The sequence below is a fragment of the Breoghania sp. JC706 genome, assembly GCF_037026715.1.
Taxonomy (GTDB): domain Bacteria; phylum Pseudomonadota; class Alphaproteobacteria; order Rhizobiales; family Stappiaceae; genus Breoghania.
The window spans coordinates 319,106-340,560 of record NZ_JBANCG010000008.1 but is presented as its reverse complement, the minus strand read 5'-3'; the positions used below and the strand labels follow the sequence as shown (position 1 = coordinate 340,560).

The following is a 21,455-nucleotide window of genomic DNA, read 5'->3' as shown; positions in this document are numbered from 1 at the left end:
AGAGTGTCGAAGGAATTCCCATGGATCTCACCGCTGACTGGGGCTATCTGGCAAGCCTCGTTCTGGCTCTGCTCGCCTCGGGGGCGATCGCAGGGTTTCTCGCAGGCGTCTTCGGAATTGGCGGCGGTGCTGTCCTCGTTCCGATCCTCTACCAGTTCCTGTCGCTTCTCGGCGTCGATCCCTCCGTGTGCATGCACGTCTCCGTCGCGACCTCGCTCGGCATTGTCGTGCCGACCTCCATCCGCTCCTTTCTGGCGCACAAGTCCCGCGGTGCGGTGGACCTCAAATTCCTGAAGGACTGGCTCATCCCCGTACCGATCGGAGCGATTGTGGCCACCTTCGTCGCCGCCTATGTTTCCGGTGCGGAACTGAAGGGAATCTTTGCCGTCATCGCGGTCATCATCGGCCTGCGCATGCTTTTCAACCGCGACAGCTGGCGGTTTGGAAACGATATTCCCGGTAATCCCGCCCGCGCCGTTTTCGGCTTCGTGATCGGCTTCTTCTCGACGCTGATGGGGGTGGGCGGCGGCGTCATGAACAACACCTTCATGACGCTCTTCGGCCGGCCGATCCATCAGGCCGTGGCGACGTCCTCCGGCGTCGGCATTCTGATCTCCATTCCCGCCGTCATCGGTCTGGTGTGGGCGGGCTGGGGCGAGCCGAACCTGCCGCCGTTCTCGCTCGGCTACATCAACCTGCTCGGCGTCATTCTGGTCATTCCGGTGACAATCTTCTGCGCGCCCTTCGGCGTCAGGGTCGCCCACGCGCTTTCCAAGCGGGCCATGGAAATCAGCTTCGGCATCTTCCTGCTGATCGTCGCCGCCCGCTTCGCCTGGAGCCTTTGGGGCTAAGCGGGCTGGTCCGGGCGGGAGAGGTTCAGGGCGTCAGGATCATCCTGCCCCCTTCAACCCGCCAGGACTTGAACCGGTCGAGCGCGTTCATGCCGAACAGGCTGGTGTCGAGTGCGCCCTCGCGGGCGACGAAGGCACGCAGATTGGTGAGCGTCGCGCCGGCGATCTCCACCCGCGAAAGGCGCACCGGCGCCACCTGGGCGCGGCCGTTGGCGGTGGAAACCTGTGCGCCGAACATCAGCCTGTCGAGATCGATACCGGCCGCGCGGGCGTCTTCGGCCGTCAGCGTCACCATGCTCGCCCCCGTGTCGACCAGAAAGCGCACGGGCGCGCCATCCACCTTTGCATCCACCACGTAGTGGCCCGAGCGGTCGCGCGCCAATGCCACCGTGCCGTCGCCGCGTTCCACGGCCATTCCCGGCACAAGCGATGCAAGCACGTCGCGGCCCATCGTTTCCAGCTCGTAGCGCATGGAATAGCCCGTTGCGAGAATGAGCCCAAGTCCGCCCCAGAAGATCACCGCGCTCAGCACCTCGCTCACGCGTGGACGGGCGAAGATGAGGCTCGCGCCAAGCACGAGGCCGATGATCGCGAGCTTGACGAAGGCCGGGCCTGAGCTGTCGAAATCGATGGCGCCCGGCTCCGGCCCCTCCCAGAAACCCAGATAGTAGACTGCCGCGCCGGCGATGATCAGCGCCAGCACGATCAGGGCAAGGTTGCGCAGCAGATGCCTTGGGGCGTTGCTCATCCGGGCGTTCCCTCAAGCTGGCTGAGACGAGCGGGAAGCCGCTGCATCACCGCTTCGCGCGCCTCCTGCGTAAGGCTGCCCCAGCGCGCGATCTCTTCCAGCGTGCGGCCGCAACCGCGGCAAAGCCCCGATCCCTCCTCGATGACGCAGATTTTGATGCAGGGGCTCTTGATCTGTGGGCGAGGGCTCATCGCTATCCGGGACTGTTGGCGCAAGGGATGACGCGAGGTGCGCGCCGAGCGGCACCATCGTTTGAAAATAAGGATGCGTGATGGCGAGACAAGGCGCGCCTATTGTCCCGACAACACCTGCACGGGCGCGCTCAGGATCGTCTTCGGCACGGTCAGCACCAGGTTTGTGCCCCGGCCGACGATATCGCCCAGCTTTCCGCCCGTGGCCGAGGGCGCGCCGGCGTTCTCGCCGAGCCGGGCGCGCAGGAGCGTCTCGCCGATCTCCGGTGCGATCCGGGCGATCTGCGCGAACTTGTCGTGATTGACCGCGTTTTCGCCGCTGATTTGCGTCAGATCGATGACGATGGCGCCGAGCGCGGCCAGTTCTTCGGTGTTCTCGTAACGGCCCACGCGCTGCTTTCCGCCAGCGAGAAGGCTTGAGGCCTTCAGCGCCTTGTCGTCCTTCGAGACGAGGATCAGGAACGGCTTCTTCGGCTTTCCTGTGCGTTTCAGCTGCTGCTTGAAGAGGTCGATGTCGATGTCTGGAGCGGCAAGCGCGACGAAGCCGAAACGGTCGGCAGGGATCGGGTTATTGGAAATGCTGATCTGGCGAAACGTCTCCGCCAGCAGGTAGGCGCCCATGGAATGTGCAAGGATGTTGATCCGCTTCACGCCGGTCGCGGCGATGTCGCGCAGGGTCTGTTCCAGGGCGTCGCGGGCGATCTGGGCGCTGTTCATGTCATAGACGTAATCGGTGACCGAGCCGCGCGACGCCCAGGTGAAGAGTATCGGGACCACCCGTGCGCGCGAATCGTGGGCGACCTGCGTGAAGCGATAAAGCGCCTCGGAAAAGCGCGTGTTGTAGCCGTGCACGAAGACGAAGGCCTCGCGGTCGGCCGGCTTGCGCTTTGCGAGTTCGCCTTCGAGGGCAGCCTTGAACGCCTGGCGGCCTTCCAGATAACCGGCGCTACGCAACGTGAAGTCCTTGGCCGGGTCTCCCGGCGGGACGGCGGGCCATTCGATCTTGCCGGGTTTGTGGGAAGGCGGAACGGAGACCGTGGCCACCGCGTAGTTGGTGCGGTTCGCACGCTCGCCGTTGAAATAGGTCGCCGGCTCGCTAGCCCGCTCCCGGGTCGTCGCGATCAGGATCGTGTGATTCTGCGCGCCGTGTTCGGGGGCATCCGAGGTCTTCAGGCTGCCGGGCCCCGGCCGGGTCGAGCAACTGGCCGCGACCATTGCGACGAGCACCACGGCGAAGGTGCGCCGCAGGGCTTCGGAAGGGGTCATCGAGCGTCGGCTGTGATTCATTCGCCTATCACACGAAAATCGGCCGGCCTGCGAGAGACCGCCTTGGAATTGTCGGCGCCGCACGGTGCGTTTCGGGCCATGATAACGGCCATTCTGCGACAACCCTGTTGCGAAAGCGTCACGGGCAGCGAAGAAACGGTCACGGCAGCATCAGATAGGCCGTCACGTAGCCGAGCCAGGCGGCCTGTTGGGCGGCGCCGATGACATCGCCCGTATGTCCGCCGATACGCGACCGGGCCAGCGCGCCGATGCCTAAAGCCCCGATGCCGGCTCCCGCGAGCGTGATCAGCCAGTGCGAAAAGCCGCCATTGAAGGTCAGGCCGACATTGAGCAGAACGGCGATGCCGGTGGCGAAACGGGCGGTCACGAGTGACGGCGCGCCGAAACGGTGGGAAAGTCCGCCGGGCCGGGCGGGTGACAGCAGCGCCCACGGCCACAGCGCGGCCGCGCGGCTGGTCGCCGCACCGCACAGGATCACCATCGCCGCCGCATCGAGCCCGTTGCGGACGACGATCGCCGACAGGCCGGCGGCAAGCGATAGCTGCAGCAGGATGAGCGCCAGTCCGCCGAAGGTGCCGATCCGACTGTCGGCCATGATCTCCAGCCGCCGCTCCCGGCCCGCGCCTCCGAAGAAACCGTCCGCCACATCGGCGAACCCGTCCTCGTGCAAGGCGCCCGTGGTCGCTGCGAGCGCCGCCAGCGTCAGGGCGGCGAGGAGCAGCGGGGGAAGGGCTGTCTGGCCGAGCAACAGAAGAACGACTGCAGCGGGAACTCCCAGGGCGAAACCCGCTAATGGCAGCAGGCGCACCGCGGTGGCGAGGTTCGGTGCGGCCGCCGGATCGTCGTCGGGGGCGAGTGGCGGTACGGGCACACGGGAAAAGAACCTGAGGCAGCAGCCCAGGTCCGCCAGCCACGAGCGCCTGACCGGGGTCTTCCCCGCGCCCGGCGCGTGCTCCTCTGCCCCGTGTGTCATGACACGCCTCCTGATGGCCGCCTGCCGCAGCGCCATGATTGCGGGGCGCTGCCGGCGATCCGAAACCCGACTTGTAATTGGTTATGTGCCGTTTATAGATCGCACCGGCTGCTGTCGCCAAACATTCCATGAGTCCCGGAGCCTTCCCATGCCGCAATCCCCAACAGGGCTGCCTTTCGACGATATTCGCAATCTCATTCCGGAGATGCTTGGCCCGGATACCGCTGCGGTGAAGGTCGTGCGTGAACGTGAGGCGCAGCTCACCAAGCCGCTCGGCTCGCTCGGCCGGATGGAGGAGATCGTGGAATGGCTGGCCGCCTGGCAGGGCGCGCAGCGGCCCAAGGTGACGCGGCCGCTGGTCGCCGTCTTCGCCGGCAATCACGGCGTCACCGCGCAGGGCATTTCGCCGTTCCCGCGCGAGGTCACGCACCAGATGGTCGCCAATTTCGCCGCCGGCGGCGCGGCCATCAACCAGCTCTGCATCGCCTATGATCTCGGCCTCAAGGTGTTCGAACTGGCGCTGGAACTGCCGACCGGCGACATCACGGTCGAGGATGCCATGGACGAGCAGACCTGCGCCGCGACCATGGCCTACGGCATGGAGGCGGTTGCCGGCGGCATCGACCTGCTGGCCATCGGCGAAATGGGCATCGGCAACACCACCATCGCCGCCGCCATCATGCACGGCCTGTTTGGCGGCGAGGCGGCGGACTGGGTCGGCCCCGGCACGGGGCTGGATGCGGCGGGTGTCGCCCACAAGGCCAAGGTCATCGCCAAGGCCGTGGCGCGCAACAAGGGTGCGCTGAAGGATCCGCTGGAGGTGCTGCGCCGGCTCGGCGGGCGCGAGATCGCGGCCATGGCGGGCGCCATCCTCGCCGGCCGCCTGCAGCGCGTGCCGGTGATCGTCGATGGCTACGTGGCGACGTCGGCCGCCGCCATTCTCTACAAGATGGACCCGAGCGCGCTCGATCACTGCCTCTTTGGCCATGTCTCCGCAGAGCCCGCCCACCGTCGCGCACTGGAGATCATGGGCAAGCGCCCGCTGCTCGATCTCGGCATGCGGTTGGGCGAGGCGACCGGCGCGGCCATGGCCATGGGTATCGTCAAGGCCGCCGCCCAGGCGCATGACGGCATGGCGACCTTCGCCGATGCCGGCGTGAGCGTGAGCGAGTAGGGGGCAGCTTTCTGCCGGGATGGCCGCATCGGCGGTCCCGGCGTCCTTTCAGCGCCGGCGCTGCTTTACGAAGCCTTTTTCATCGATGGCCGATGCGTAGGCTCCAGAGCCGGCATCTCCTCCATGACGCGCGAGCGCGGGAAGGTGACGATGGCTTCCGTGCCCTCGCGCAGCCGGGAACGCAGTTCCAGCTTGCCGCCGTGCATGTTCATGAGCGCCTGAACGATCGGCAGGCCGAGGCCGGTGCCCTGTTCCGCGCTCTTGATCGCCAGCGAACCCTGTCCGAAGGCCTGAAGCACCAGCGGGATCTCGTCTTCTGGAATGCCGGGGCCGTTGTCGCGCACGCTGACATACTGCCCGCCGCCTGCCGTCCACCCCGCCTTCACCGAAATCTCGCCGCCCGACGGCGTGAACTTCACGGCGTTGGAGATCAGGTTCAGAACCACCTGCCGGATGGCGCGCTCGTCCGCCCACAGCTTCGGCAACCCCTCCTGGAACTGCTCGGAGATCGTCAGCCCCTTGTTCTTGGCCCTGAGCTTCATCAGGTGGATGCAGTCCTCCACCAGCAGCGGCAGCGTGATCGCCTCCTCGTTCAGCTCGTAGCGCCCCGCCTCGATGCGCGACAGATCCAGGATCTCGTTGATGAGGTTCAAGAGGTGGTGGCCGGAGGAATGGATGTCACCCGCATATTCCTTGTAGGTCTTGTTCTCCAGCGGGCCCAGCACCTCGTTCTTCAGCACCTCAGAGAAGCCGAGAATGGCGTTGAGCGGCGTTCTGAGCTCATGGCTCATCGTGGCCAGGAAGCGCGATTTGGCGAGGTTTGCCTCCTCCGCGCGCCTCCGGCTGTCGTCGCTCACCGCCTTGGCCTGTTCCAGCTCGACGATCAGTTCGTCCTTCTGGGCGCGGTACTCCAGCATCATCACGTTGGAGGAGAACATGCGGTGGCCGAGAATGGCGAAGAACACCTGCGCGCCGAGCCCCATGGCCGTCATCGCGTAGTAGATCGGCTCCTGATGCTGCAGGAAGACGTAGGCCATGGCGGCCGTCACCGGCAGCGTCGCCGCAAACAGCGCGCCGGGTATGTTCGACGACAACATGGTCATCATGGCGATGATGACGAGCACGATGGCGAACTGGAAGACCTCGAAATTCTCGATGGTGCGGTCCGCCTGCAGCAGCATGATCGCCGCCCAGGCGAAGCCCTGCAGGAAGTCGCCCATGATGAAGTTGCGCCGCCAGCGCTTCAGGTCGATGCCCTGCATCGGCGACTTCTCGAAGCGGTGCGCCATCGACAGCAGCAGCAGGTGGGCGAGGTTCACCGCCACGGCCCAGGTGATGATGGTGGTCGCGCCGATCCAGAAATAGCAGATGCTGGCGATGATCAGCGTGAAGGCGGGAAGCGCGAAGGTCGCCGAGATCCGCGTCTTGGCGTAGATGAGGGTCAGCTCGTAATCGAAGTCGGGCCGCATGCCGGATCCGTTGCCCAGTTGCTCGCGCACGGAGCGCACGGTACGCGAAACGGCGCGGCGGCGACCGGCGCGCTGGCTGTTCAGCGCGGTCTTGTCGGCGGTCGATGCGGTGCTGTCGGCTTGCATGGGCACGCGTGCGGGACTCGGGGTTTGCGGCGCCGAAACCCTGTCGCCGCCGCCGTCTGGAGGGGCGGCAGCGCCGGGCAGGGCTGGCTGTGACTTAACAGATTGTCGCCATAATTCCTTAAGAACAGATTCAACGGAGTGGTTAATCGGCAACCAATTTTGCCGTTCTTGGTAAACGGGTGACCTTGTGCACGGGAGGCTGCGCAAGGGGTTGCGGCAGTTCTCGCGGCATGCTCGACTGCGCCGCAAACGACGATTTGGGAGGGGCTCGAGAATGAAACTCTATGATGGTGGTCGCGCGCCGAACCCGCGCCGTGTCCGGGTGTTTCTGGCGGAAAAGGGCATCGACGTGCCGCTTGAGCAGGTCGATATCGGCAAGCTGGAACAGAAGAGCGAGGGCTTCACCAGCCTCAATCCCTATCAGCGCGTGCCGGTCCTGGAACTCGATGACGGCACGGTGATTTCCGAGACCGTCGCAATTTGCCGCTACTTTGAGGAAACGCATCCCGAACCGCCGTTGATGGGGATCAACGCGATCGACAAGGCGGTCGTGGAGATGTGGCAGCGGCGCATGGAATTCAATCTTCTGTTTCCCGTGGCGGCGGTCTTCCGCCATCTGCATCCGGCGATGAAGGAGATGGAAGTGCCGCAGGTCGCGGCCTGGGGCGAGGCCAACCGGCCGAAGGCGATCGAGCAGATGCGGTTTCTCGATGGCGAGCTCGCACACCGTGCCTATATCGCCGGCGAGCGGTTCACCATCGCCGATATCACCGCGATGATCGCGCTCGATTTCTGCAAGCCGGCCGGCATCGGTATCCCCGAGGATCTGCCGAACCTCGCCCGCTGGCGCGCCGCCGTAAAGGCACGCCCGAGCGCGGCCGCCTGAGTGCCGCCGGGCCGTTGGTTCCCGGGAAAGTGCTGTTTTCCCGGGATACTGTTTGGCAGGGCCGCCCGCGCGCCTATCTTTGAGCCATGAACGATAACCCGTCCGAGCTCGGTCCGCTTCTGTCGCGGATCCGCGCTTGCCGAATCTGTGTCGAGGAACCGCTGACCCGCCCGCTTCCGCACGCGCCGCGCCCCGTCGTGCGCGCAAGTCGGTCGGCGCGGTTGTGCATCTGCGGACAGGCGCCGGGCACCCGTGTTCACGCCACCGGCATTCCCTTCAACGATCCTTCCGGAGATCGTCTGCGCGAATGGCTGGGCATCGACCGGGACACGTTCTACGACGAAAACCGCCTGGCGATCGTGCCCATGGGGTTCTGCTTTCCCGGACAGGATGCCAAGGGCGGGGACCTGCCGCCCCGGCGCGAATGCGCGGCCAACTGGCACGACCGGCTTTTCGCGGCGATGCCGCAGATCGAGCTGGTGCTGGCAATCGGCCAGTATGCGCAGGCTTATCATCTGGGCGCGGGCCGCAGGCGCACCCTGTCCGCAACTGTTGCCGACTGGCGCACGATCCTGGCCGAGGAGCGTCGCCCGCGCATTCTGCCGCTGCCGCATCCCTCCTGGCGCAACAATGCCTGGCTGCGGCGCAATCCGTGGTTCGAGACGGAGCTTCTGCCGGAACTGCGGGCGCAGGTCGCGCGCCTGATCGGGGAGGGCGGAGACGGGCGTATGCGTTAGCGCCGCAGGTGGCGCGTGAGGCGGGCTTCCATCCGGTCCCACAGCCGGCGCAGGCCTTCCACCACAATGATGTAGAGCATTGCCGCCCACAGGTAAGCCTGAAAGTCGTAGGTGCGCGAATAGATCCGCCGCGTCTCGCCCATCAGGTCGAAGACGGTGACGATGGAGACGATGGCCGAGCCCTTCAACATGAGAACGACTTCATTGCCGTAGGGCCTCAGCGCCGTGATCAGCGCCTGCGGCAGCACGATGCGGAAGAAGATCACCCAGCGCTTGAGCCCGAGCGTCTCGCCGGCCTCGATCTGGCCCTTGGGCACGTTGCGGATCGCGCCGGCGAGGATCTCTGCCTGATAGGCGGAGGTGTTGAGCGTGAAGGTCAGCAGCGCGCAGCCCCAGGCATCGCGCAGCAGCCACCACGCTCCGATATCCTGGAGGAACGGCCGGAACGAACCGGCGCCGTAGTAGAACAGGAAGACCTGCGCCAGCAGCGGCGTACCACGGAAGAAGTAGACATAGGCATAGGCGATGCGGCCGATGATCCTGTTGCCGGAAAGCCGCCCCAGTGCGACCGGCAGCGAGACAAGCGCGCCAAGCGCCACCGAGAGCGCCACCAGTTCGATCGTGACGATCAGCCCGTCGATGAACTTGTATCCGTATTTCGCCATGAACTCCGCATCGAAGGAGGTGGCGAGATAGGCCGCCAGGCCTAGTCCGGCGAGGATCCAGAAGGCCATGAACGCATAGCCGGCGATCCGCGTGAACGTCCAGGGGCGGGCCGACTTGGCGGGGACGGGCGGGGCCTCGGCCGCGGCGCTTCCAAGGCTCATCGCGTCTCTCCCTTGCGCGCCCAGGCATCGATGCGGGCAAGGCCGACGGACGAGACGATCGACAGTGCCAGGTAGATCAGGCACGCGAGCCCGAAGAACAGGAACGCCTCCTTGGAGACGCGCGCGGCGACGCCCGACATGCGCAACAGGTCGGACAGCCCGATCACCGACACGAGCGCGGTGTCCTTCAAAAGCACCAGCCACAGGTTGGAAAGGCCGGGCAGGGCGAGCCGGATGAGCTGTGGCAGGATGACGAGCCGCATGGTCTGGTACTGCGACAGCCCCAGCGCATAACCGCCTTCGTACTGGCCCTGGGAAATGCCGCGAAAGGCGGAGAGGAACACTTCGCTGGAATAGGACGAGAACACCACGCCGAGCGCCACCATTCCCGCCAGGAAGCTGTTGATCTCGATGTAGACGCCCTCCGCGAAGAGCCCGATGAACGCCTGAAGGCCGATCTGCACCCCGTAATAGACGAGGAACAGCGTCATCAGCTCCGGCAGACCGCGAAAGATCGTGGTGTAGATGTCTGCGGCGCGGTGAAGGTTGGCATCGTCGGAATTCTTGGCGAGTGCCAGCAGGAAGCCCTGCAGAAGACCGAGCGGCAATGTCGCCAGCGCCAACGCGATGGTCAGCAATGTGCCGGCGGCGATTTCGTCGCCCCACCCCTCGTTGCCGAAGGAAAGCAGCGTCAGGACGTGGTCCATATGTCGGCCTGGGCTTTACGTCTTGCGGATATGCTTATGCCGGCGGAAGGCGTGGCCCGCCGGCACAAACGGTGAGCCCGGCACGGGGTGCGGCGAGGCCGTCCCGTGCCGGTTGACAGAAGGCCGCCTGCGATCAGTCGCCGTAGACGTCGAAATCGAAGTACTTGTCGTTGATCTTCTTGTAGGTGCCATTCGCCCGGATGGCCGCGATCGCCGTGTTGAACTTCTCGCGCAGCGCGTCGTCGCCCTTGCGAAGCGCGATGCCGATGCCCTCGCCGTAGATGGCGGGATCCGGCTTCACGGTACCGAGGATCTTGCAGCAGGCGCCGTCTTCGCTCTTCACCCAGTCGCTCAGCACCACCACGTCGTCGACGACGGCGTCGAGGCGGCCGTTGGAGATATCGAGCTTGTATTCATCGGCGGTCGGATAGACCTTGACGTCCGCGTCCGGATACTTTTCCTCCGCGAAGTTCGCGTGCGTCGTGGCCGACTGCGCGCCGATGGTCTTGCCGGCGAGATCTTCCGCCGTCACGCCCTTGATGTCGGAATCCTTCGGCACGGCGATGGCCGGCGGCGTGTTGTAGTACTTGTTGGTGAAGTCGACCTTCTTCTTGCGCTCGTCGGTGATCGACATGGAGGCGATGATGGCGTCGAACTTGTTGGCCTCAAGCGCGGGGATCAGCCCGTCCCAGTCCTGGGTGACGAACTCGCACTCAACCTTCATCTCGTCGCACAGCGCCTTTGCGATGTCGATGTCGAAGCCCACCAGCTGGCCGTCCGGCGTCAGGTTGTTGAACGGAGGATAGGCGCCTTCGGTGCCGATACGGACTGTTTCGGCGTTGGCCGCAGCAATTGCGGCGATGGTCAGCGCAGCTGCTGTGGCGGCGCGGATGATGAAACGCATGGTGTTCCTCTGGGTACAGGTTTGTTGCCTTGCCACGGCAAAATCGCCGCGACCGAACGTCGGCACGCCAAAATTGCGTACCGCTGTCTGCCCGCATCATCCCATCAAAAATTCAGCCGGCGCAACCTTCTTGGCACCGGGAAGGTGTCGCAGGCGCATGTTTTTTCAGCGCAGGCCATGAATTGGGCAGTGATACGCCAGGCGCAGAAATGCCATGGCGGTCGGTACCGTCGGGCTACTTGCCCGGCAACCCAAGCTCGGTGAAGGGAATGAAGTTGACCAGCTCGCCCTTCTCCACCCTGGTCGTCTCCTCGGCGATCTCGATCAGTCCGTCTGCCTCGCGCAGGCCCGTGATGAGACCCGAGCCGTCGCGCTCGAACTTGTCGACGCAGAGCCGGCCGTGCGCGTCGTGGGTCAGCCAGCCGCGCGAGAACTCGCGCCGGTCCGGCTTCTTCTTCTTGATCTCGAAGGCAGCCGGGATCTGGTAGCGGACCGGCTCCGGCCACGGCGCGCCCGACATGGCGATGAGCACGGGGCGGACATAGAGCAGGAAGCACACCATTGCGGCGACCGGATTGCCCGGCAGGCCCAGCATGGTGCAATCGCCGATCTGGCCGAAATTCATCGGCCGTCCCGGCTTGATGGCGAGCTGCCAGAGGTGCCGAGTGCCCAGCGCATCGAGGGCCGCGACGAGGTGATCCTCCTCGCCCTTGCTGGCCCCGCCGGTGGTCAGGATGGCGTTGTGCGTCTCCGCCGCTTGCTGGATCTTCGCGCGGACGAGATCGGGCTTGTCTTTGAGAACGCCGAGATCCTCCGCCTCCACGTCCACGCAGTGCAGTAGGGCATGCAGGAGGTAGTGGTTGGAATCGTAGACTTGGCCCGGTTCGATCGGGTTGCCCGGGCGCACGATTTCGTCGCCGGTGGAAAAGATCGCAACCTTCAGCCGGCGCGTGACGGTGACCTCCGCTTGCCCGACGGAGGCGATGGCCGCGATTTCCTGCGGCCGCAGACGGCCGCCGGCAGGGATCAGTTCCGCTCCTTCGGCAACGTCTTCGCCGGCCCGGCGTATGTTGGCGCCCTTTTTCAGGCCCGGTGGAATGATGACGAAGGGTTTGCCGTCCTGCTCATGCGCCTCGCAGTCCTCCTGCATGGCGACGGTATCGGCGCCTTCCGGTATGACGGCACCAGTGAAGATGCGCGCGGCGCGGCCGGGCAGCAGCGGCGCTTCGGCGGGATGTCCGGCGGGAATGCGCTGGTCGACGGGAAAGAAACCGCCGGTTGCCTCGTAGGAGGATTGAGCGAAGGCGTAGCCGTCCATGGCCGAATTGTCGGTGAGCGGCACGTTGCGCGGCGAGAGCACCGGCTTTGCCAGGATCCGGCCCGCGGCCTTTTCCAGCGGCACCGTCTCGGGCGTCACGATTGTCTTCACCCGCTCGCGCAGGATCTCGATGGCTTCGTCGTGACGTAGCCGTTCGCGGTCATTCTGGAAACGGTCGTCCACGAGCTTGCGCAGTTCGGGGGGGAGGGGTTTATTCTGCGGCATCGCGTTTCGGCATTTGACAGTAGTCGATGATGAAATCGGCGATCGCGGGGATGTCGTTCAGGTCGAGCACCGGCACGCTTTCGCCCTCGATGGCATGATCCGCGGCGATCGCCACGATGGCGGGATCGCCTGAAGTGAGCGGCTTCGTCTTGGAGGCATTGGCGCGGCGCGCCTCGATCTTGGCGTGCGCCTCGCTCTTGTAGCCTTCCACCAGCACCAGGTCGCAGGGTGTAATTCGGTTCAGCACGGCGTCGAGAGGCGGCTCGTCATCGCCCCTGAGTTCATGCATCAAGACCCAGCGGTACCCGGAAACCAACGCCACCTCGATGGCACCCGCCTGCCGGTGACGATAACTGTCCGCGCCCTCCCGGTCGATGTCGAATTCGTGGTGGGCGTGCTTGATGGTGGAGATCCGGTAGCCGCGTCCGGTCAGTTCGGCCACCAGTCGCTCCACCAGCGTTGTCTTGCCGGAGTTTTTCCATCCGGTGATGCCGAATACGGTTTGCGTCATGCGCTGGCCTCGGTCTTGGCGGTGTCGTGAAGGGACGCCCCGGTCGGCTGTCCGGCTCCGGCGAGCATGCGCTCCGCCTCCGCCAGATCTTCCGGCGTGTTGATGTTGAAGAACGGATCGTGCCCCTCGCGCGGCGGGAAGTCGACGGAAAGGTTGTGGTGCCGCTCGACCCAGACGAGCACCTTGCGGTTGTCGGGATCGGCGAGCCATCCTTCCAGATCGTTCGCCAAGGCTATCGGCCAGAGGCCGAAGACGGAATGCCTCTTTCCGCCGCATGCCGCGATTGCCACGCCGGTTTCCTCGCCAAGGCTCGCGCGCAGGCGGGCGACGAGATCATCGGGAAAAAACGGCGTGTCGGCCGCCGCACTCGCCACGTGTGTCGCCTCCGGCACGTTCTCTTCCGCCCAGCGCATGCCGGCGAGCACGCCGGCGAGCGGTCCGACGAAACCGTTCACCGGGTCGGCGGCGATCGGCAGGCCGAAGCCGGCGAACCGGCCCGGATCGCCGTTGGCGTTGAGCATGAGCGTGCCGACCTGGGGCCGCAGGCTCTCGATCATGTGGGCGAGCAGGACCTTGCCGCCCAACGGCAGCAACGGCTTGTCGCAGCCGCCCATGCGGCGCGCCAGCCCGCCGGCCAGGATACATCCGACGACGGTCGGATCGCCCTGTGCCATGTCATTCATGCAGTCACTCCTTGAAAATAGCCGAGCGCGCCCTCGTCGGGAAGGCTGTGGCCGGGAGAGGGCCCTCGCGCCGATATTCGTTTCTCGGCGCGTGCTCAAGGTTCGCCCGGCGCGGCGTATAAGCTGATTTGCGGCGCGGCGAAACCGTATTGAGGACCCCGTATGTGGCCATTTCCCGACTTCGGTCGCGGGCAGGGCAGGACGGCCCCGCGAGGGGGAGCCGTGCATCATCATACAGAAGCTGGCCGTACGGCGTCACGGGTGTGGGGCAAAAGATCCCGATATCAGATCTGCAGCAGCCTGTTGGTGAGTTGCGCCTCGGCGAGATCGCCCGCGATATATGCCATCAGCGCGAGGATGTCGGTGCCCGTCGCCGTCTCCGGCCGCGGCACGATCATGGAAAGCTCGGCTGGAAGCTCGCGGCCGTGGTCCATCCGAAGGTCGGCGAAATAGAGCCAGCTGTCATGGAACAGGCGGTATTCGACGGCCTTGCGTGACAACACTTCCAGATGTTCGTGGCGCGGATCCTCGGCCGCGCACCGCAACGAGGCGTTGGCGCGTTCGGCCTGCCCCTCGATCAGCTGAAAGACGTGGGTGTCGGTGAGAAGGAGTGCGCCCGTCACGCCGTTCAGCGTGTTCATGCGGCGAAGCCGCTTGATGGTGTGCGCGATTTCCGCCTCGATGTCGCCGGCGAGAACCTGCGGTTTGATTCGGCTGCGGTAGCAGATCTGGTAGAGGCTCATGGCATCCTCCCTGCCGTAACGGCCTTCGAAAGAAAAGGTTCCGCGCCGGTGTCCCGCCCCGCGCCCAGGCGGCGGTGCAAAGAGCCTCCGCCGGCCGACTTCCATCATCGGACGGCCGGGTAAAATTGAAGTAAATTGTATTGTTATCGGTACGATTACATAGCGAGCCGGCTAAAAGACGCGCTGCTCGCCGATCAAGTCTCCTGTCCTCAATGGTCACGTCGCGGAGCGCGAACGCGCGGCTGCGTGGCAGGCGGCGTTCGGGTTTCGCGGTGCCTGCGTCACCAAACTGTCGCCGATCCTGCGTAAGCCTCGCCGGAAATTCGCGCGCCGGTCCCAGAGCGGGCGCCCATTTCCGGAGACTGGCTGATGGCCGACAAAGCTTTGAGTGACTCTTCCCGCCGCCTGAAGGAAGCCGTGCACAGGTCCGCCGCCGGCACCCGCGAGGGCTTCCTGGAGCGCATGTTCACCTTCGTCTTCAAGGGGCTCGTCTATCCCCAGATCTGGGAGGATCCGGAGGTGGACATGGCGGCGCTGAAGCTCACGCCCGAGAGCCGCATGGTCACGATCGCATCCGGCGGCTGTAACGTCATGAGCTACCTGACCGCCGACCCGGCCCAGATCGTCGCCGTCGATCTCAACCGGGCCCACGTGGCGCTGACCCGGCTGAAGCTTGCGGCCATCGCGCACCTGCCTAATCACGATACGTTCTACCGCTTCTTCGGGGAGGCTGACGAGAAGGCCAACATCGCCGCCTATCGGCGCTTCGTGAAAGACAAGCTCGATGCCGACACGCGCGCCTACTGGGAAGGGCGCAGCCTGTCGGGCTGGGGGCGTCGCCGCATCACGCTGTTTTCGCGCGATCTCTATTATCACGGATTGCTCGGCTACTTCATCGGCGCGGGTCACCTCGTGGCAAGGCTCTACGGCATCGATCCCAAGGACATTCTGCGCACCCGTTCGCTCGACGAGCAGCGCACCTTCTTCGATACCGCGCTCGCACCGATCTTCGACAAGCGCCTGGTGCGCTGGGCGACCTCCAAGAAGGCCTCGCTCTACGGCCTCGGCATTCCGCCAGCCCAGTACGAGGCACTGGCGTCCGCCGGTGGCGGCGACATGGCGAGCGTCTTGCGCCAGCGGCTTGAAAAGCTCGCCTGCGACTTCCCCATGTCGGAAAACTATTTCGCCTGGCAGGCTTTCGCCCGCGGTTATGCGCCGATGAAAGGCGCGGGCAGCGAGAGCACCGGCCCGGCCGGTCCGCTGCCGCCCTATCTCAAGCGCGAGCATTTCGACGATATCCGCGCTCGCACCGACCGCGTTCAGGTCGTCAACCGCTCCTTCACCGAACATCTGGCGGGCGAGGACGATGCCAGCCTTGACGCCTACGTGCTGCTCGATGCGCAGGACTGGATGACTGACGGTCAGCTCAATGCGCTGTGGAGCGAGATCACGCGCACCGCGCGTCCCGGCGCGCGGGTGATCTTCCGCACGGCGGCCGAGCCGACCCTGTTGCCCGGCCGCGTCGCTGACGAGACGCTGTCGCGCTGGACCTACCAGAGCGAGGAGAGCCGCGCGCTCAACGCGCGCGACCGGTCCTCCATCTATGGCGGCTTCCACCTCTACACGCTCAACTGACGTCCACAGTCTCAACAGATCGGGAGGGCGGGCGCACCGCCCGCATCGCCATGTCCGACATTGCCGCCCCCCACAACGGGGACCTGATGGATCGGGTTTACCGTTACCAGCGTCACATCTACGACCTGACCCGCAAGTATTACCTTCTGGGGCGCGACCATCTGATCGACGCCCTGTGCCCTCCGGCGCGCGGCCATGTGCTGGAGGTCGGCTGCGGCACGGGGCGCAATCTCATTGCCGCCGCTCGCGCCTATCCGCGCGCGCGCTTCTACGGTCTGGACATCTCCGCCGAAATGCTGGCGACGGCGCGCGCCAATATCGAGCGGGCGGGCCTGAGCGACCGCATCACGCTGGCGCGCGGGGATGCGGCGGACTTCGATCCGGCCGCTCTTTTCGGCCGCGCCACCTTCGATCGGGTATTCTTTTCCTACTCGCTCTCCATGGTTCCGCCATGGCGAACGGCGCTGGAATGCGCGACCGCAGCGCTTGCGCCGGGCGGTCGGCTGCACGTGGTCGACTTTGGCCAGCAGGAACGCCTGCCGCGCCTCTTCCGAACGATGCTGTTCGTGTGGCTGAGGAGCTTCCACGTCACGCCGAGACCGGATCTCTTCCAGACGCTTTGCGACATTGCGGAAGCTGAAGGTGCGGCAGTGCGCACGACGCCGCTTTATCGCGGCTATGCGTGGTACGGCGAGATACGCGCGCTTTGAGGCCGCGGTCCGGCAGCGACCATTCGTCCCGGCGAAATAACGCAGCGTCCCTCGCCATTCTCATGCAGAATGCTTCCCGTCGTATCCGAGAAATGGGGGGCAATATGAAACTGGCTTTGAGACTTCTCACGGCGGTCGCGGTTCTCCTCTGCGCGGCGGCATTCAACATGCCCGCACTCGCCCAGGGGCGGCTGCTGGAGGTTTACGTCGCCTATCTGGGGCCGGACGATCATTACAATTCGCGTGGCGAGCGGTTATCCGAACCGTGGCAGGTGATCCGGCAGGACCGGGCGAATTTTCATCGTTTCGGCATTCGTGACCGCGGCGACGAGGGCGACCGCTTCTTTGCCTCCGCCGCCAATCGCGCGCGCATGGAGCGCATGGTGCTGAACGGCTACATCGAGGGCAATGCCGGCTGGCGCGTGGTCAACGACAATTGCTGGATTCGCGTGGAGGTCTACGAGAATTCCGTCCGTATCGAAGTGAAGTGATACGGGCGCCTGTCTCGTTCTGACATCGTCCGAAAGTGCGAAAACATGTCGATGTCGCCGGTGGGCCCGGCGGCGGCGGTGCCGTGCGCGCCAGAGATATTGAAGAGCGACGGCGTCCGATTGCCGTTCCGTTAGCGAAAAGACTTGAGGTGCGGCAAGGGCCGGGTGATAAATTGAGGCAAAAGACATAAAGCCTGCGTATATTCACCTAATCTTACAGGAAAATACCTGCATGACACGTTTTCTTCTGCCTGCCATGACCGCCGCGTTCGTCTGTGTTTCCTCACAGGGGAGCTTTGCGCTTCCGTCGCTTTCATCGGCGACGCCGCAGGTGAGCGCCTCTGTGACGCTCGTTGCCGGCAAGCGGCGCCAGCTCACGCAGGCCGAGGTCCGCAAGGCTTATGTCGGGCATACGGCCACATCCAGTTCGCACAAGACCACCTACAAGGCGGATGGAACCTGGACGAACAGGCATGGGCAAAAGGGCCGCTACTCCATCACGAAAAGCGGATTGCTGGTGATGACCGGCGATATCAACCTGCGCCTCAAGATCTTCCAGGACGGCAAGGGCTACTATCACCAGAACGCCCGCACGGGCGAGGGCGGCCACTACTCGGTGCGTTGACGCAAAGGGTGCGTTGGGGAGGGGGCTATCCCCCTTCCACCGGCGCCCCGAAGGCGACGACGGCGGCGCAGGTGAGCGCGAGGAGGCCGTAACCGGCTGCGTGCCAAGGCTCGTGCCGTCTCACCGCGCTGAAACAGGCGATCAGGCACTGCAGCGCGTAAAAGAGCGCAAAGCAGCGCGAGGCCAGCGTGATCAGGGAATAGATGTCGGTTTCCCAGGTGATGATCGCGGCGATGACGGCGATCAGCGGGTAGGCGTAGTTGACGCGCACCCGGCCTCCGGTGACGTCGTGCACCAGGCCGCCTGCACCAAGCGTATCGGCGATCGCCGCGCTCGACTGGCTCGCAAGCGCCCCGATCATGATGAGCGCCGGCAGAACGAGAGACACCGGCGCCAGCATGTCGACGATGGCCGCGATGCCCCCACCGGTGACGTCGTTGCCCAGAAGCGGGATCATCGCGAGGAAGAAGGCGAGATAGATGATGCCGGCCAAAATCTGCGCCTGCTTCATGGTGGTCGCGCGCATTTCCGTGTCGTAGGCATTGCCGAGGAAGCGCGACGTCTCGAACCCCTGCACGACGATCAGCAGGCCGAGGAAGACAGGCACGTTCTTCGTCTCGAAATGGCCGGGAATGGTGGAGACCGTGCCGGTGGCCAGTTCGCCGAGGCCAAAGACGGCAAGCCCCGCGATGAGGCCTGCGATGATCGCGAGCTTCAGCGAGACGGTATAGACCTCCACCCGCTCAACCGCCGAGAAGCCGCGGGTGAACCCGACCACTCCGATGAGTGCGAGACAGATGGTGACGACGATCTTCACCGCCGTCTCATCCACGATGCCGAAGGGCTTCAGCGCGAAGGAGGCGAAAAGGACGAGATAGTAGGTTACGGAGACGAAGTAGGCGAAGGCGAGGACGAGATGCGACAGCCGTTCCAGCGAGGAAAGCCCGAGCGGCGCGGTGTGATCCTCGAAAATCGGTTCGACGTGGCGGATGTTGTGACGGATCGCACTGCCGATCAGGTAGGCGAGGATCAGGAGCCCGGCCATCGGCAAGATGGCCCAGGCGCCGGAGAGATCGCGCAGGATCGGCACCGTGACCAGAAAGCCGGAGCCGATGATGGAGGCGAGCGGGGTTGCGATGGCGCGCCAGCGATCGCTGCCGATCACCCGGGGCAGGGCCAGGAAGGTGCCCGTTACGAGGGTGACGGCGATCGCCGCTGCGCCGATGAGCATGGGCTCAGGCGGTTTCCAGCGCCTGTATCAGGCTTTCGAAAAGCCTGCGGCCGTCGGTGCCGCCCTGGATCGGTTCGACCAGATTCTCCGGATGCGGCATCATGCCGAGCACGTTGCCGGCGGCGTTGACGATGCCGGCGATGTCGTTGATCGAGCCGTTCGGATTGGTGCCGTCCGCATAGCGGAAGACCACCCGGCCCTCGTCCTCCAGCCGCGCCAGCGTGTCGGCGTCGGCGAAGTAGTTGCCGTCGTGGTGGGCGACGGGGCAGCGCCAGACCTGACCGGCCTCAAAGGCGCTGGAGAACGGCGTCTGGGTGTTGACGGTCTGGAGCTTGACTTCCTTGCACACGAACTTCAGGTCGGCATTGCGCATCAGGGCGCCCGGCAAAAGGCCCGTCTCGGTCAGGATCTGGAAGCCGTTGCACACGCCCAGCACCAGCCGGCCGCGCTCCGCCATCTTCGCGACCTCCGCCATCACCGGCGAGCGTCCGGCAATGGCGCCGCAGCGCAGGTAGTCGCCGTAGGAGAAGCCTCCTGGCAGCACCACCAGGTCGACATCGGGCAGTTCGGTGTCCTGATGCCAGACGGTGGCGGGCTTTTCGCCGGTGACGAGCTCCAGCGCGTGCAGCATGTCGCGGTCGCGATTGGAACCGGGGAAGACGACGACGGCTGATTTCATGGGTCTATACTCTAGCCAGGGGCTCTAGATCAGAAAGAAGACGGCAAGGGCCGCCAGAACGGCAGGAAACAACATGAAAAGGAGCGCCTTGCCGATCAGGAAGCGGATGATGCGGCCCGTGTCCTCGGCTTGTCGCCGGGCCGGCGCACCCGCACCTTCTTCCGGATTGTCGGTCATGGGATCTCACGCTCCCGCAGGCATCCACCTTACACCGCTTCGCGGCGAAAACGAACGTGCCTCAGGCAAGCTCGATCGCGTAATTCTCGATGACGGTGTTGGCGAGCAGCTTCTCGCACATCGCTTCGAGATCGGCCTTCGCCTTGTCCTTGTCGGCACCTTCCAGTTCGATGTCGAACACCTTGCCCTGACGTACGCCCCCCACGCCGCCGAAGCCGAGCGCGCCGAGTGCGCCTTCGATTGCCTTGCCCTGGGGGTCGAGAACGCCGTTTTTCAGCGTGACGGTGACGCGTGCCTTCATGGTTCGTCCTGATGCGGTCGGTCGGCCAAAAGAAAACGCCCGTGCCGGTTGTCGAGCACGGGCGTTCGGGAATTACATCAAAGCGGCGCGACTTGCAAAGCCGCAGCCTCGCAAAGCGCTCACGTCACGAGCCTCACTTCACGAGAACGGGGCCCGAACCGTGCGGGCGTTCGTTCTCGATCAGGATGCCGAGACGGCGCGCAACTTCCTGGTAGGCCTCAACAAGGCCGCCCATGTCGCGGCGGAACCGGTCCTTGTCCATCTTGTCGTTGGTCTTGATGTCCCAAAGACGGCACGAATCGGGGGAGATCTCGTCGGCGACGACGATGCGCATCATCTCGCCCTCCCACATCCGGCCGCACTCCATCTTGAAGTCGACAAGGCGGATGCCGGCGCCCAGGAACAGGCCGGAGAGGAAGTCGTTGACGCGGATGGCCAGCGCCATGATGTCGTCGATCTCCTGCGGCGTGGCCCAGCCGAAGGCGGTGATGTGCTCTTCGGAGACCATCGGATCGTCGAGCTCGTCGTTCTTGTAGTAGAACTCGATGATCGAGCGGGGCAGCTGCATGCCCTCTTCAAGGCCGAGACGCTTGGCGAGAGAACCGGCGGCGACGTTGCGCACGACGATTTCCAGCGGAATGATCTCGACTTCGCGGATAAGCTGCTCGCGCATGTTCAGCCGGCGGATGAAGTGGGTCGGCACGCCGATCGCGTTGAGGTTGGTGAACACGAACTCGGAAATGCGGTTGTTGAGCACGCCCTTGCCGTCAATGACTTCGTGTTTCTTGGCGTTGAACGCCGTCGCATCGTCCTTGAAATGCTGGATGAGCGTGCCGGGCTCCGGTCCCTCGTAGAGGATCTTTGCCTTGCCTTCATAGATGCGCCGGCGGCGATTCATGGGTACGTACCGTGGTTTGTTGAGGAAATCCATTTGCGATGGATACTCCGTTCTCCGCCTCGATCGCGCCTTTATGAGGGCGTGCGACAGCGGAATCGTGACGTTTCTCCCGCGAGCGAGGCAGGAACCTACCCGAATTGGGTGCAAAGCACAATCGGCTGCAATGCCTTGTTTGCAGGCGGTCCGGGACGCTGATCTTCGTGCGGGGCAAAGGCTGGGGACACTGTCCCATTAGCCGAACGGTTGAAGCCCGGCGACATTGATTTGGTGCCTGCGGAAATATATGCAAGAGCCGACGATGCAAGGCGTTGTTTCCGTGGCTGTAAAGAGCCATATTTACGTAACAGG

25 protein-coding genes are annotated in these 21,455 nt (G+C 64.7%); 8 read left to right on the top strand and 17 right to left on the bottom strand.

Going from position 1 to position 21,455, the window contains the following annotated elements; all coding sequences use genetic code 11:
- Nucleotides 1-20: 20 nt before the first annotated feature.
- The gene (locus V2L18_RS18440) at nt 21-851 is read left to right on the top strand and encodes a sulfite exporter TauE/SafE family protein (RefSeq protein ID WP_336179768.1); all 831 of its coding nucleotides are present in this window, start codon (nt 21-23) and stop codon (nt 849-851) included.
- A gap of 25 nt (nt 852-876) precedes the next feature.
- On the opposite strand, the gene V2L18_RS18435 is transcribed toward V2L18_RS18440, so the two are convergent.
- The 4 genes from V2L18_RS18435 to V2L18_RS18420 form a co-directional block, all read right to left on the bottom strand.
- The gene (locus V2L18_RS18435) at nt 877-1,599 is read right to left on the bottom strand and encodes a TIGR02281 family clan AA aspartic protease (protein ID WP_336179767.1); all 723 of its coding nucleotides are present in this window, start codon (nt 1,597-1,599) and stop codon (nt 877-879) included.
- The gene (locus V2L18_RS18430; RefSeq protein WP_336179766.1) at nt 1,596-1,790 is read right to left on the bottom strand and encodes a DUF1289 domain-containing protein; all 195 of its coding nucleotides are present in this window, start codon (nt 1,788-1,790) and stop codon (nt 1,596-1,598) included. Before V2L18_RS18430 ends, V2L18_RS18435 begins: the two co-directional genes overlap by 4 nt.
- Nucleotides 1,791-1,889: 99 nt before the next feature.
- On the bottom strand, nt 1,890-3,056 hold the full coding sequence (locus tag V2L18_RS18425) for an alpha/beta fold hydrolase (RefSeq protein ID WP_336179765.1): 1,167 nt from the start codon (nt 3,054-3,056) through the stop codon (nt 1,890-1,892).
- Between the two features lie 160 nt (nt 3,057-3,216).
- The gene (locus V2L18_RS18420; RefSeq protein ID WP_336179764.1) at nt 3,217-4,050 is read right to left on the bottom strand and encodes an adenosylcobinamide-GDP ribazoletransferase; all 834 of its coding nucleotides are present in this window, start codon (nt 4,048-4,050) and stop codon (nt 3,217-3,219) included.
- 148 nt (nt 4,051-4,198) lie between these two features.
- Between V2L18_RS18420 and cobT the strand changes: the two genes are divergently transcribed.
- The gene (gene cobT / locus V2L18_RS18415; protein ID WP_336179763.1) at nt 4,199-5,224 is read left to right on the top strand and encodes a nicotinate-nucleotide--dimethylbenzimidazole phosphoribosyltransferase; all 1,026 of its coding nucleotides are present in this window, start codon (nt 4,199-4,201) and stop codon (nt 5,222-5,224) included.
- 65 nt (nt 5,225-5,289) lie between these two features.
- Here the strand turns inward: cobT and V2L18_RS18410 are convergent, their stop codons facing one another.
- Complete coding sequence (locus V2L18_RS18410; protein WP_336179787.1) at nt 5,290-6,819, bottom strand: HAMP domain-containing sensor histidine kinase; 1,530 nt, start codon at nt 6,817-6,819, stop codon at nt 5,290-5,292.
- Nucleotides 6,820-7,093: 274 nt separating this feature from the next.
- Here V2L18_RS18410 and V2L18_RS18405 point away from each other — a divergent pair, with 274 nt between their 5' ends.
- Together V2L18_RS18405 and V2L18_RS18400 are read left to right on the top strand one after the other, a co-directional pair.
- Entirely contained in the window at nt 7,094-7,705 is a 612-nt protein-coding gene (locus V2L18_RS18405; RefSeq protein ID WP_336179762.1) for a glutathione S-transferase, read from the top strand.
- A gap of 86 nt (nt 7,706-7,791) precedes the next feature.
- Nucleotides 7,792-8,442: a uracil-DNA glycosylase family protein gene (locus V2L18_RS18400; RefSeq protein WP_336179761.1), complete on the top strand. Its 651-nt coding sequence runs from the start codon at nt 7,792-7,794 to the stop codon at nt 8,440-8,442.
- On the opposite strand, the gene V2L18_RS18395 is transcribed toward V2L18_RS18400, so the two are convergent.
- From V2L18_RS18395 to V2L18_RS18365, 7 genes are all read right to left on the bottom strand, one after another.
- Complete coding sequence (locus V2L18_RS18395) at nt 8,439-9,269, bottom strand: ABC transporter permease (RefSeq protein ID WP_336179760.1); 831 nt, start codon at nt 9,267-9,269, stop codon at nt 8,439-8,441. The two genes, V2L18_RS18400 and V2L18_RS18395, sit on opposite strands and share 4 nt — an antisense overlap.
- Complete coding sequence (locus V2L18_RS18390) at nt 9,266-9,976, bottom strand: ABC transporter permease (protein ID WP_336179759.1); 711 nt, start codon at nt 9,974-9,976, stop codon at nt 9,266-9,268. Before V2L18_RS18390 ends, V2L18_RS18395 begins: the two co-directional genes overlap by 4 nt.
- A 133-nt stretch (nt 9,977-10,109) precedes the next feature.
- Nucleotides 10,110-10,880, bottom strand: a complete 771-nt coding sequence (locus V2L18_RS18385; RefSeq protein WP_336179758.1) for an ABC transporter substrate-binding protein — start codon at nt 10,878-10,880, stop codon at nt 10,110-10,112.
- A gap of 235 nt (nt 10,881-11,115) precedes the next feature.
- Nucleotides 11,116-12,423 (bottom strand): gephyrin-like molybdotransferase Glp, encoded by a 1,308-nt coding sequence (glp, locus tag V2L18_RS18380; protein WP_336179757.1) that lies wholly within the window; start codon nt 12,421-12,423, stop codon nt 11,116-11,118.
- Nucleotides 12,410-12,934, bottom strand: a complete 525-nt coding sequence (gene mobB / locus V2L18_RS18375; protein ID WP_336179756.1) for a molybdopterin-guanine dinucleotide biosynthesis protein B — start codon at nt 12,932-12,934, stop codon at nt 12,410-12,412. The genes glp and mobB overlap by 14 nt, the downstream gene beginning before the upstream one ends.
- Nucleotides 12,931-13,617, bottom strand: a complete 687-nt coding sequence (gene mobA / locus V2L18_RS18370) for a molybdenum cofactor guanylyltransferase MobA (protein ID WP_336179755.1) — start codon at nt 13,615-13,617, stop codon at nt 12,931-12,933. Before mobA ends, mobB begins: the two co-directional genes overlap by 4 nt.
- Nucleotides 13,618-13,901: 284 nt before the next feature.
- Nucleotides 13,902-14,360, bottom strand: a complete 459-nt coding sequence (locus V2L18_RS18365; protein WP_336179754.1) for a BLUF domain-containing protein — start codon at nt 14,358-14,360, stop codon at nt 13,902-13,904.
- Nucleotides 14,361-14,729: 369 nt separating this feature from the next.
- Between V2L18_RS18365 and V2L18_RS18360 the strand changes: the two genes are divergently transcribed.
- The 4 genes from V2L18_RS18360 to V2L18_RS18345 all read left to right on the top strand — a co-directional run bounded on the left by V2L18_RS18360 (nt 14,730) and on the right by V2L18_RS18345 (nt 17,821).
- Nucleotides 14,730-15,995, top strand: coding sequence for a DUF3419 family protein (locus tag V2L18_RS18360; RefSeq protein WP_336179753.1), 1,266 nt, complete (start codon nt 14,730-14,732; stop codon nt 15,993-15,995).
- Nucleotides 15,996-16,081: 86 nt separating this feature from the next.
- Nucleotides 16,082-16,705, top strand: a complete 624-nt coding sequence (locus V2L18_RS18355) for a class I SAM-dependent methyltransferase (RefSeq protein WP_336179752.1) — start codon at nt 16,082-16,084, stop codon at nt 16,703-16,705.
- Nucleotides 16,706-16,809: 104 nt separating this feature from the next.
- On the top strand, nt 16,810-17,196 hold the full coding sequence (locus tag V2L18_RS18350; protein ID WP_336179751.1) for a hypothetical protein: 387 nt from the start codon (nt 16,810-16,812) through the stop codon (nt 17,194-17,196).
- A gap of 232 nt (nt 17,197-17,428) precedes the next feature.
- Nucleotides 17,429-17,821: a hypothetical protein gene (locus V2L18_RS18345; RefSeq protein ID WP_336179750.1), complete on the top strand. Its 393-nt coding sequence runs from the start codon at nt 17,429-17,431 to the stop codon at nt 17,819-17,821.
- Nucleotides 17,822-17,846: 25 nt separating this feature from the next.
- Here V2L18_RS18345 and V2L18_RS18340 read toward each other — a convergent pair whose 3' ends face one another.
- The 5 genes from V2L18_RS18340 to purC form a co-directional block, all read right to left on the bottom strand.
- Nucleotides 17,847-19,052, bottom strand: a complete 1,206-nt coding sequence (locus V2L18_RS18340; RefSeq protein ID WP_336179749.1) for a hypothetical protein — start codon at nt 19,050-19,052, stop codon at nt 17,847-17,849.
- A 4-nt stretch (nt 19,053-19,056) separates the two neighbouring features.
- A complete protein-coding gene (gene purQ / locus V2L18_RS18335) occupies nt 19,057-19,731 on the bottom strand; it encodes a phosphoribosylformylglycinamidine synthase subunit PurQ (protein ID WP_336179748.1) in 675 nt (224 codons plus the stop codon).
- Between the two features lie 24 nt (nt 19,732-19,755).
- Nucleotides 19,756-19,908 (bottom strand): phosphoribosylformylglycinamidine synthase-associated small membrane protein, encoded by a 153-nt coding sequence (locus V2L18_RS18330; RefSeq protein ID WP_336179747.1) that lies wholly within the window; start codon nt 19,906-19,908, stop codon nt 19,756-19,758.
- A gap of 61 nt (nt 19,909-19,969) precedes the next feature.
- Nucleotides 19,970-20,209: a phosphoribosylformylglycinamidine synthase subunit PurS gene (gene purS / locus V2L18_RS18325; RefSeq protein WP_336179746.1), complete on the bottom strand. Its 240-nt coding sequence runs from the start codon at nt 20,207-20,209 to the stop codon at nt 19,970-19,972.
- A 133-nt stretch (nt 20,210-20,342) separates the two neighbouring features.
- Entirely contained in the window at nt 20,343-21,140 is a 798-nt protein-coding gene (gene purC, locus V2L18_RS18320; protein ID WP_336179745.1) for a phosphoribosylaminoimidazolesuccinocarboxamide synthase, read from the bottom strand.
- Nucleotides 21,141-21,455: the final 315 nt, after the last annotated feature.

What these genes read in the sequence shown, in the direction of transcription:
- V2L18_RS18355 (WP_336179752.1), top strand. Translation starts at nt 16,082, where the DNA reads ATGGATCGGGTTTACCGTTACCAGCGTCACATCTACGACCTGACCCGC.
- V2L18_RS18365 (WP_336179754.1), bottom strand. Translation starts at nt 14,360, where the DNA reads ATGAGCCTCTACCAGATCTGCTACCGCAGCCGAATCAAACCGCAGGTT.
- V2L18_RS18385 (WP_336179758.1), bottom strand. Translation starts at nt 10,880, where the DNA reads ATGCGTTTCATCATCCGCGCCGCCACAGCAGCTGCGCTGACCATCGCC.
- purC (WP_336179745.1), bottom strand. Translation starts at nt 21,140, where the DNA reads ATGGATTTCCTCAACAAACCACGGTACGTACCCATGAATCGCCGCCGG.
- V2L18_RS18405 (WP_336179762.1), top strand. Translation starts at nt 7,094, where the DNA reads ATGAAACTCTATGATGGTGGTCGCGCGCCGAACCCGCGCCGTGTCCGG.
- mobA (WP_336179755.1), bottom strand. Translation starts at nt 13,617, where the DNA reads ATGAATGACATGGCACAGGGCGATCCGACCGTCGTCGGATGTATCCTG.
- mobB (WP_336179756.1), bottom strand. Translation starts at nt 12,934, where the DNA reads ATGACGCAAACCGTATTCGGCATCACCGGATGGAAAAACTCCGGCAAG.
- purQ (WP_336179748.1), bottom strand. Translation starts at nt 19,731, where the DNA reads ATGAAATCAGCCGTCGTCGTCTTCCCCGGTTCCAATCGCGACCGCGAC.
- purS (WP_336179746.1), bottom strand. Translation starts at nt 20,209, where the DNA reads ATGAAGGCACGCGTCACCGTCACGCTGAAAAACGGCGTTCTCGACCCC.
- V2L18_RS18395 (WP_336179760.1), bottom strand. Translation starts at nt 9,269, where the DNA reads ATGAGCCTTGGAAGCGCCGCGGCCGAGGCCCCGCCCGTCCCCGCCAAG.
- glp (WP_336179757.1), bottom strand. Translation starts at nt 12,423, where the DNA reads ATGCCGCAGAATAAACCCCTCCCCCCCGAACTGCGCAAGCTCGTGGAC.
- V2L18_RS18390 (WP_336179759.1), bottom strand. Translation starts at nt 9,976, where the DNA reads ATGGACCACGTCCTGACGCTGCTTTCCTTCGGCAACGAGGGGTGGGGC.
- V2L18_RS18400 (WP_336179761.1), top strand. Translation starts at nt 7,792, where the DNA reads ATGAACGATAACCCGTCCGAGCTCGGTCCGCTTCTGTCGCGGATCCGC.
- V2L18_RS18360 (WP_336179753.1), top strand. Translation starts at nt 14,730, where the DNA reads ATGGCCGACAAAGCTTTGAGTGACTCTTCCCGCCGCCTGAAGGAAGCC.
- V2L18_RS18410 (WP_336179787.1), bottom strand. Translation starts at nt 6,819, where the DNA reads ATGCAAGCCGACAGCACCGCATCGACCGCCGACAAGACCGCGCTGAAC.
- V2L18_RS18430 (WP_336179766.1), bottom strand. Translation starts at nt 1,790, where the DNA reads ATGAGCCCTCGCCCACAGATCAAGAGCCCCTGCATCAAAATCTGCGTC.
- V2L18_RS18420 (WP_336179764.1), bottom strand. Translation starts at nt 4,050, where the DNA reads ATGACACACGGGGCAGAGGAGCACGCGCCGGGCGCGGGGAAGACCCCG.
- V2L18_RS18425 (WP_336179765.1), bottom strand. Translation starts at nt 3,056, where the DNA reads ATGACCCCTTCCGAAGCCCTGCGGCGCACCTTCGCCGTGGTGCTCGTC.
- V2L18_RS18440 (WP_336179768.1), top strand. Translation starts at nt 21, where the DNA reads ATGGATCTCACCGCTGACTGGGGCTATCTGGCAAGCCTCGTTCTGGCT.
- V2L18_RS18330 (WP_336179747.1), bottom strand. Translation starts at nt 19,908, where the DNA reads ATGACCGACAATCCGGAAGAAGGTGCGGGTGCGCCGGCCCGGCGACAA.
- V2L18_RS18340 (WP_336179749.1), bottom strand. Translation starts at nt 19,052, where the DNA reads ATGCTCATCGGCGCAGCGGCGATCGCCGTCACCCTCGTAACGGGCACC.
- V2L18_RS18350 (WP_336179751.1), top strand. Translation starts at nt 16,810, where the DNA reads ATGAAACTGGCTTTGAGACTTCTCACGGCGGTCGCGGTTCTCCTCTGC.
- V2L18_RS18435 (WP_336179767.1), bottom strand. Translation starts at nt 1,599, where the DNA reads ATGAGCAACGCCCCAAGGCATCTGCTGCGCAACCTTGCCCTGATCGTG.
- cobT (WP_336179763.1), top strand. Translation starts at nt 4,199, where the DNA reads ATGCCGCAATCCCCAACAGGGCTGCCTTTCGACGATATTCGCAATCTC.
- V2L18_RS18345 (WP_336179750.1), top strand. Translation starts at nt 17,429, where the DNA reads ATGACACGTTTTCTTCTGCCTGCCATGACCGCCGCGTTCGTCTGTGTT.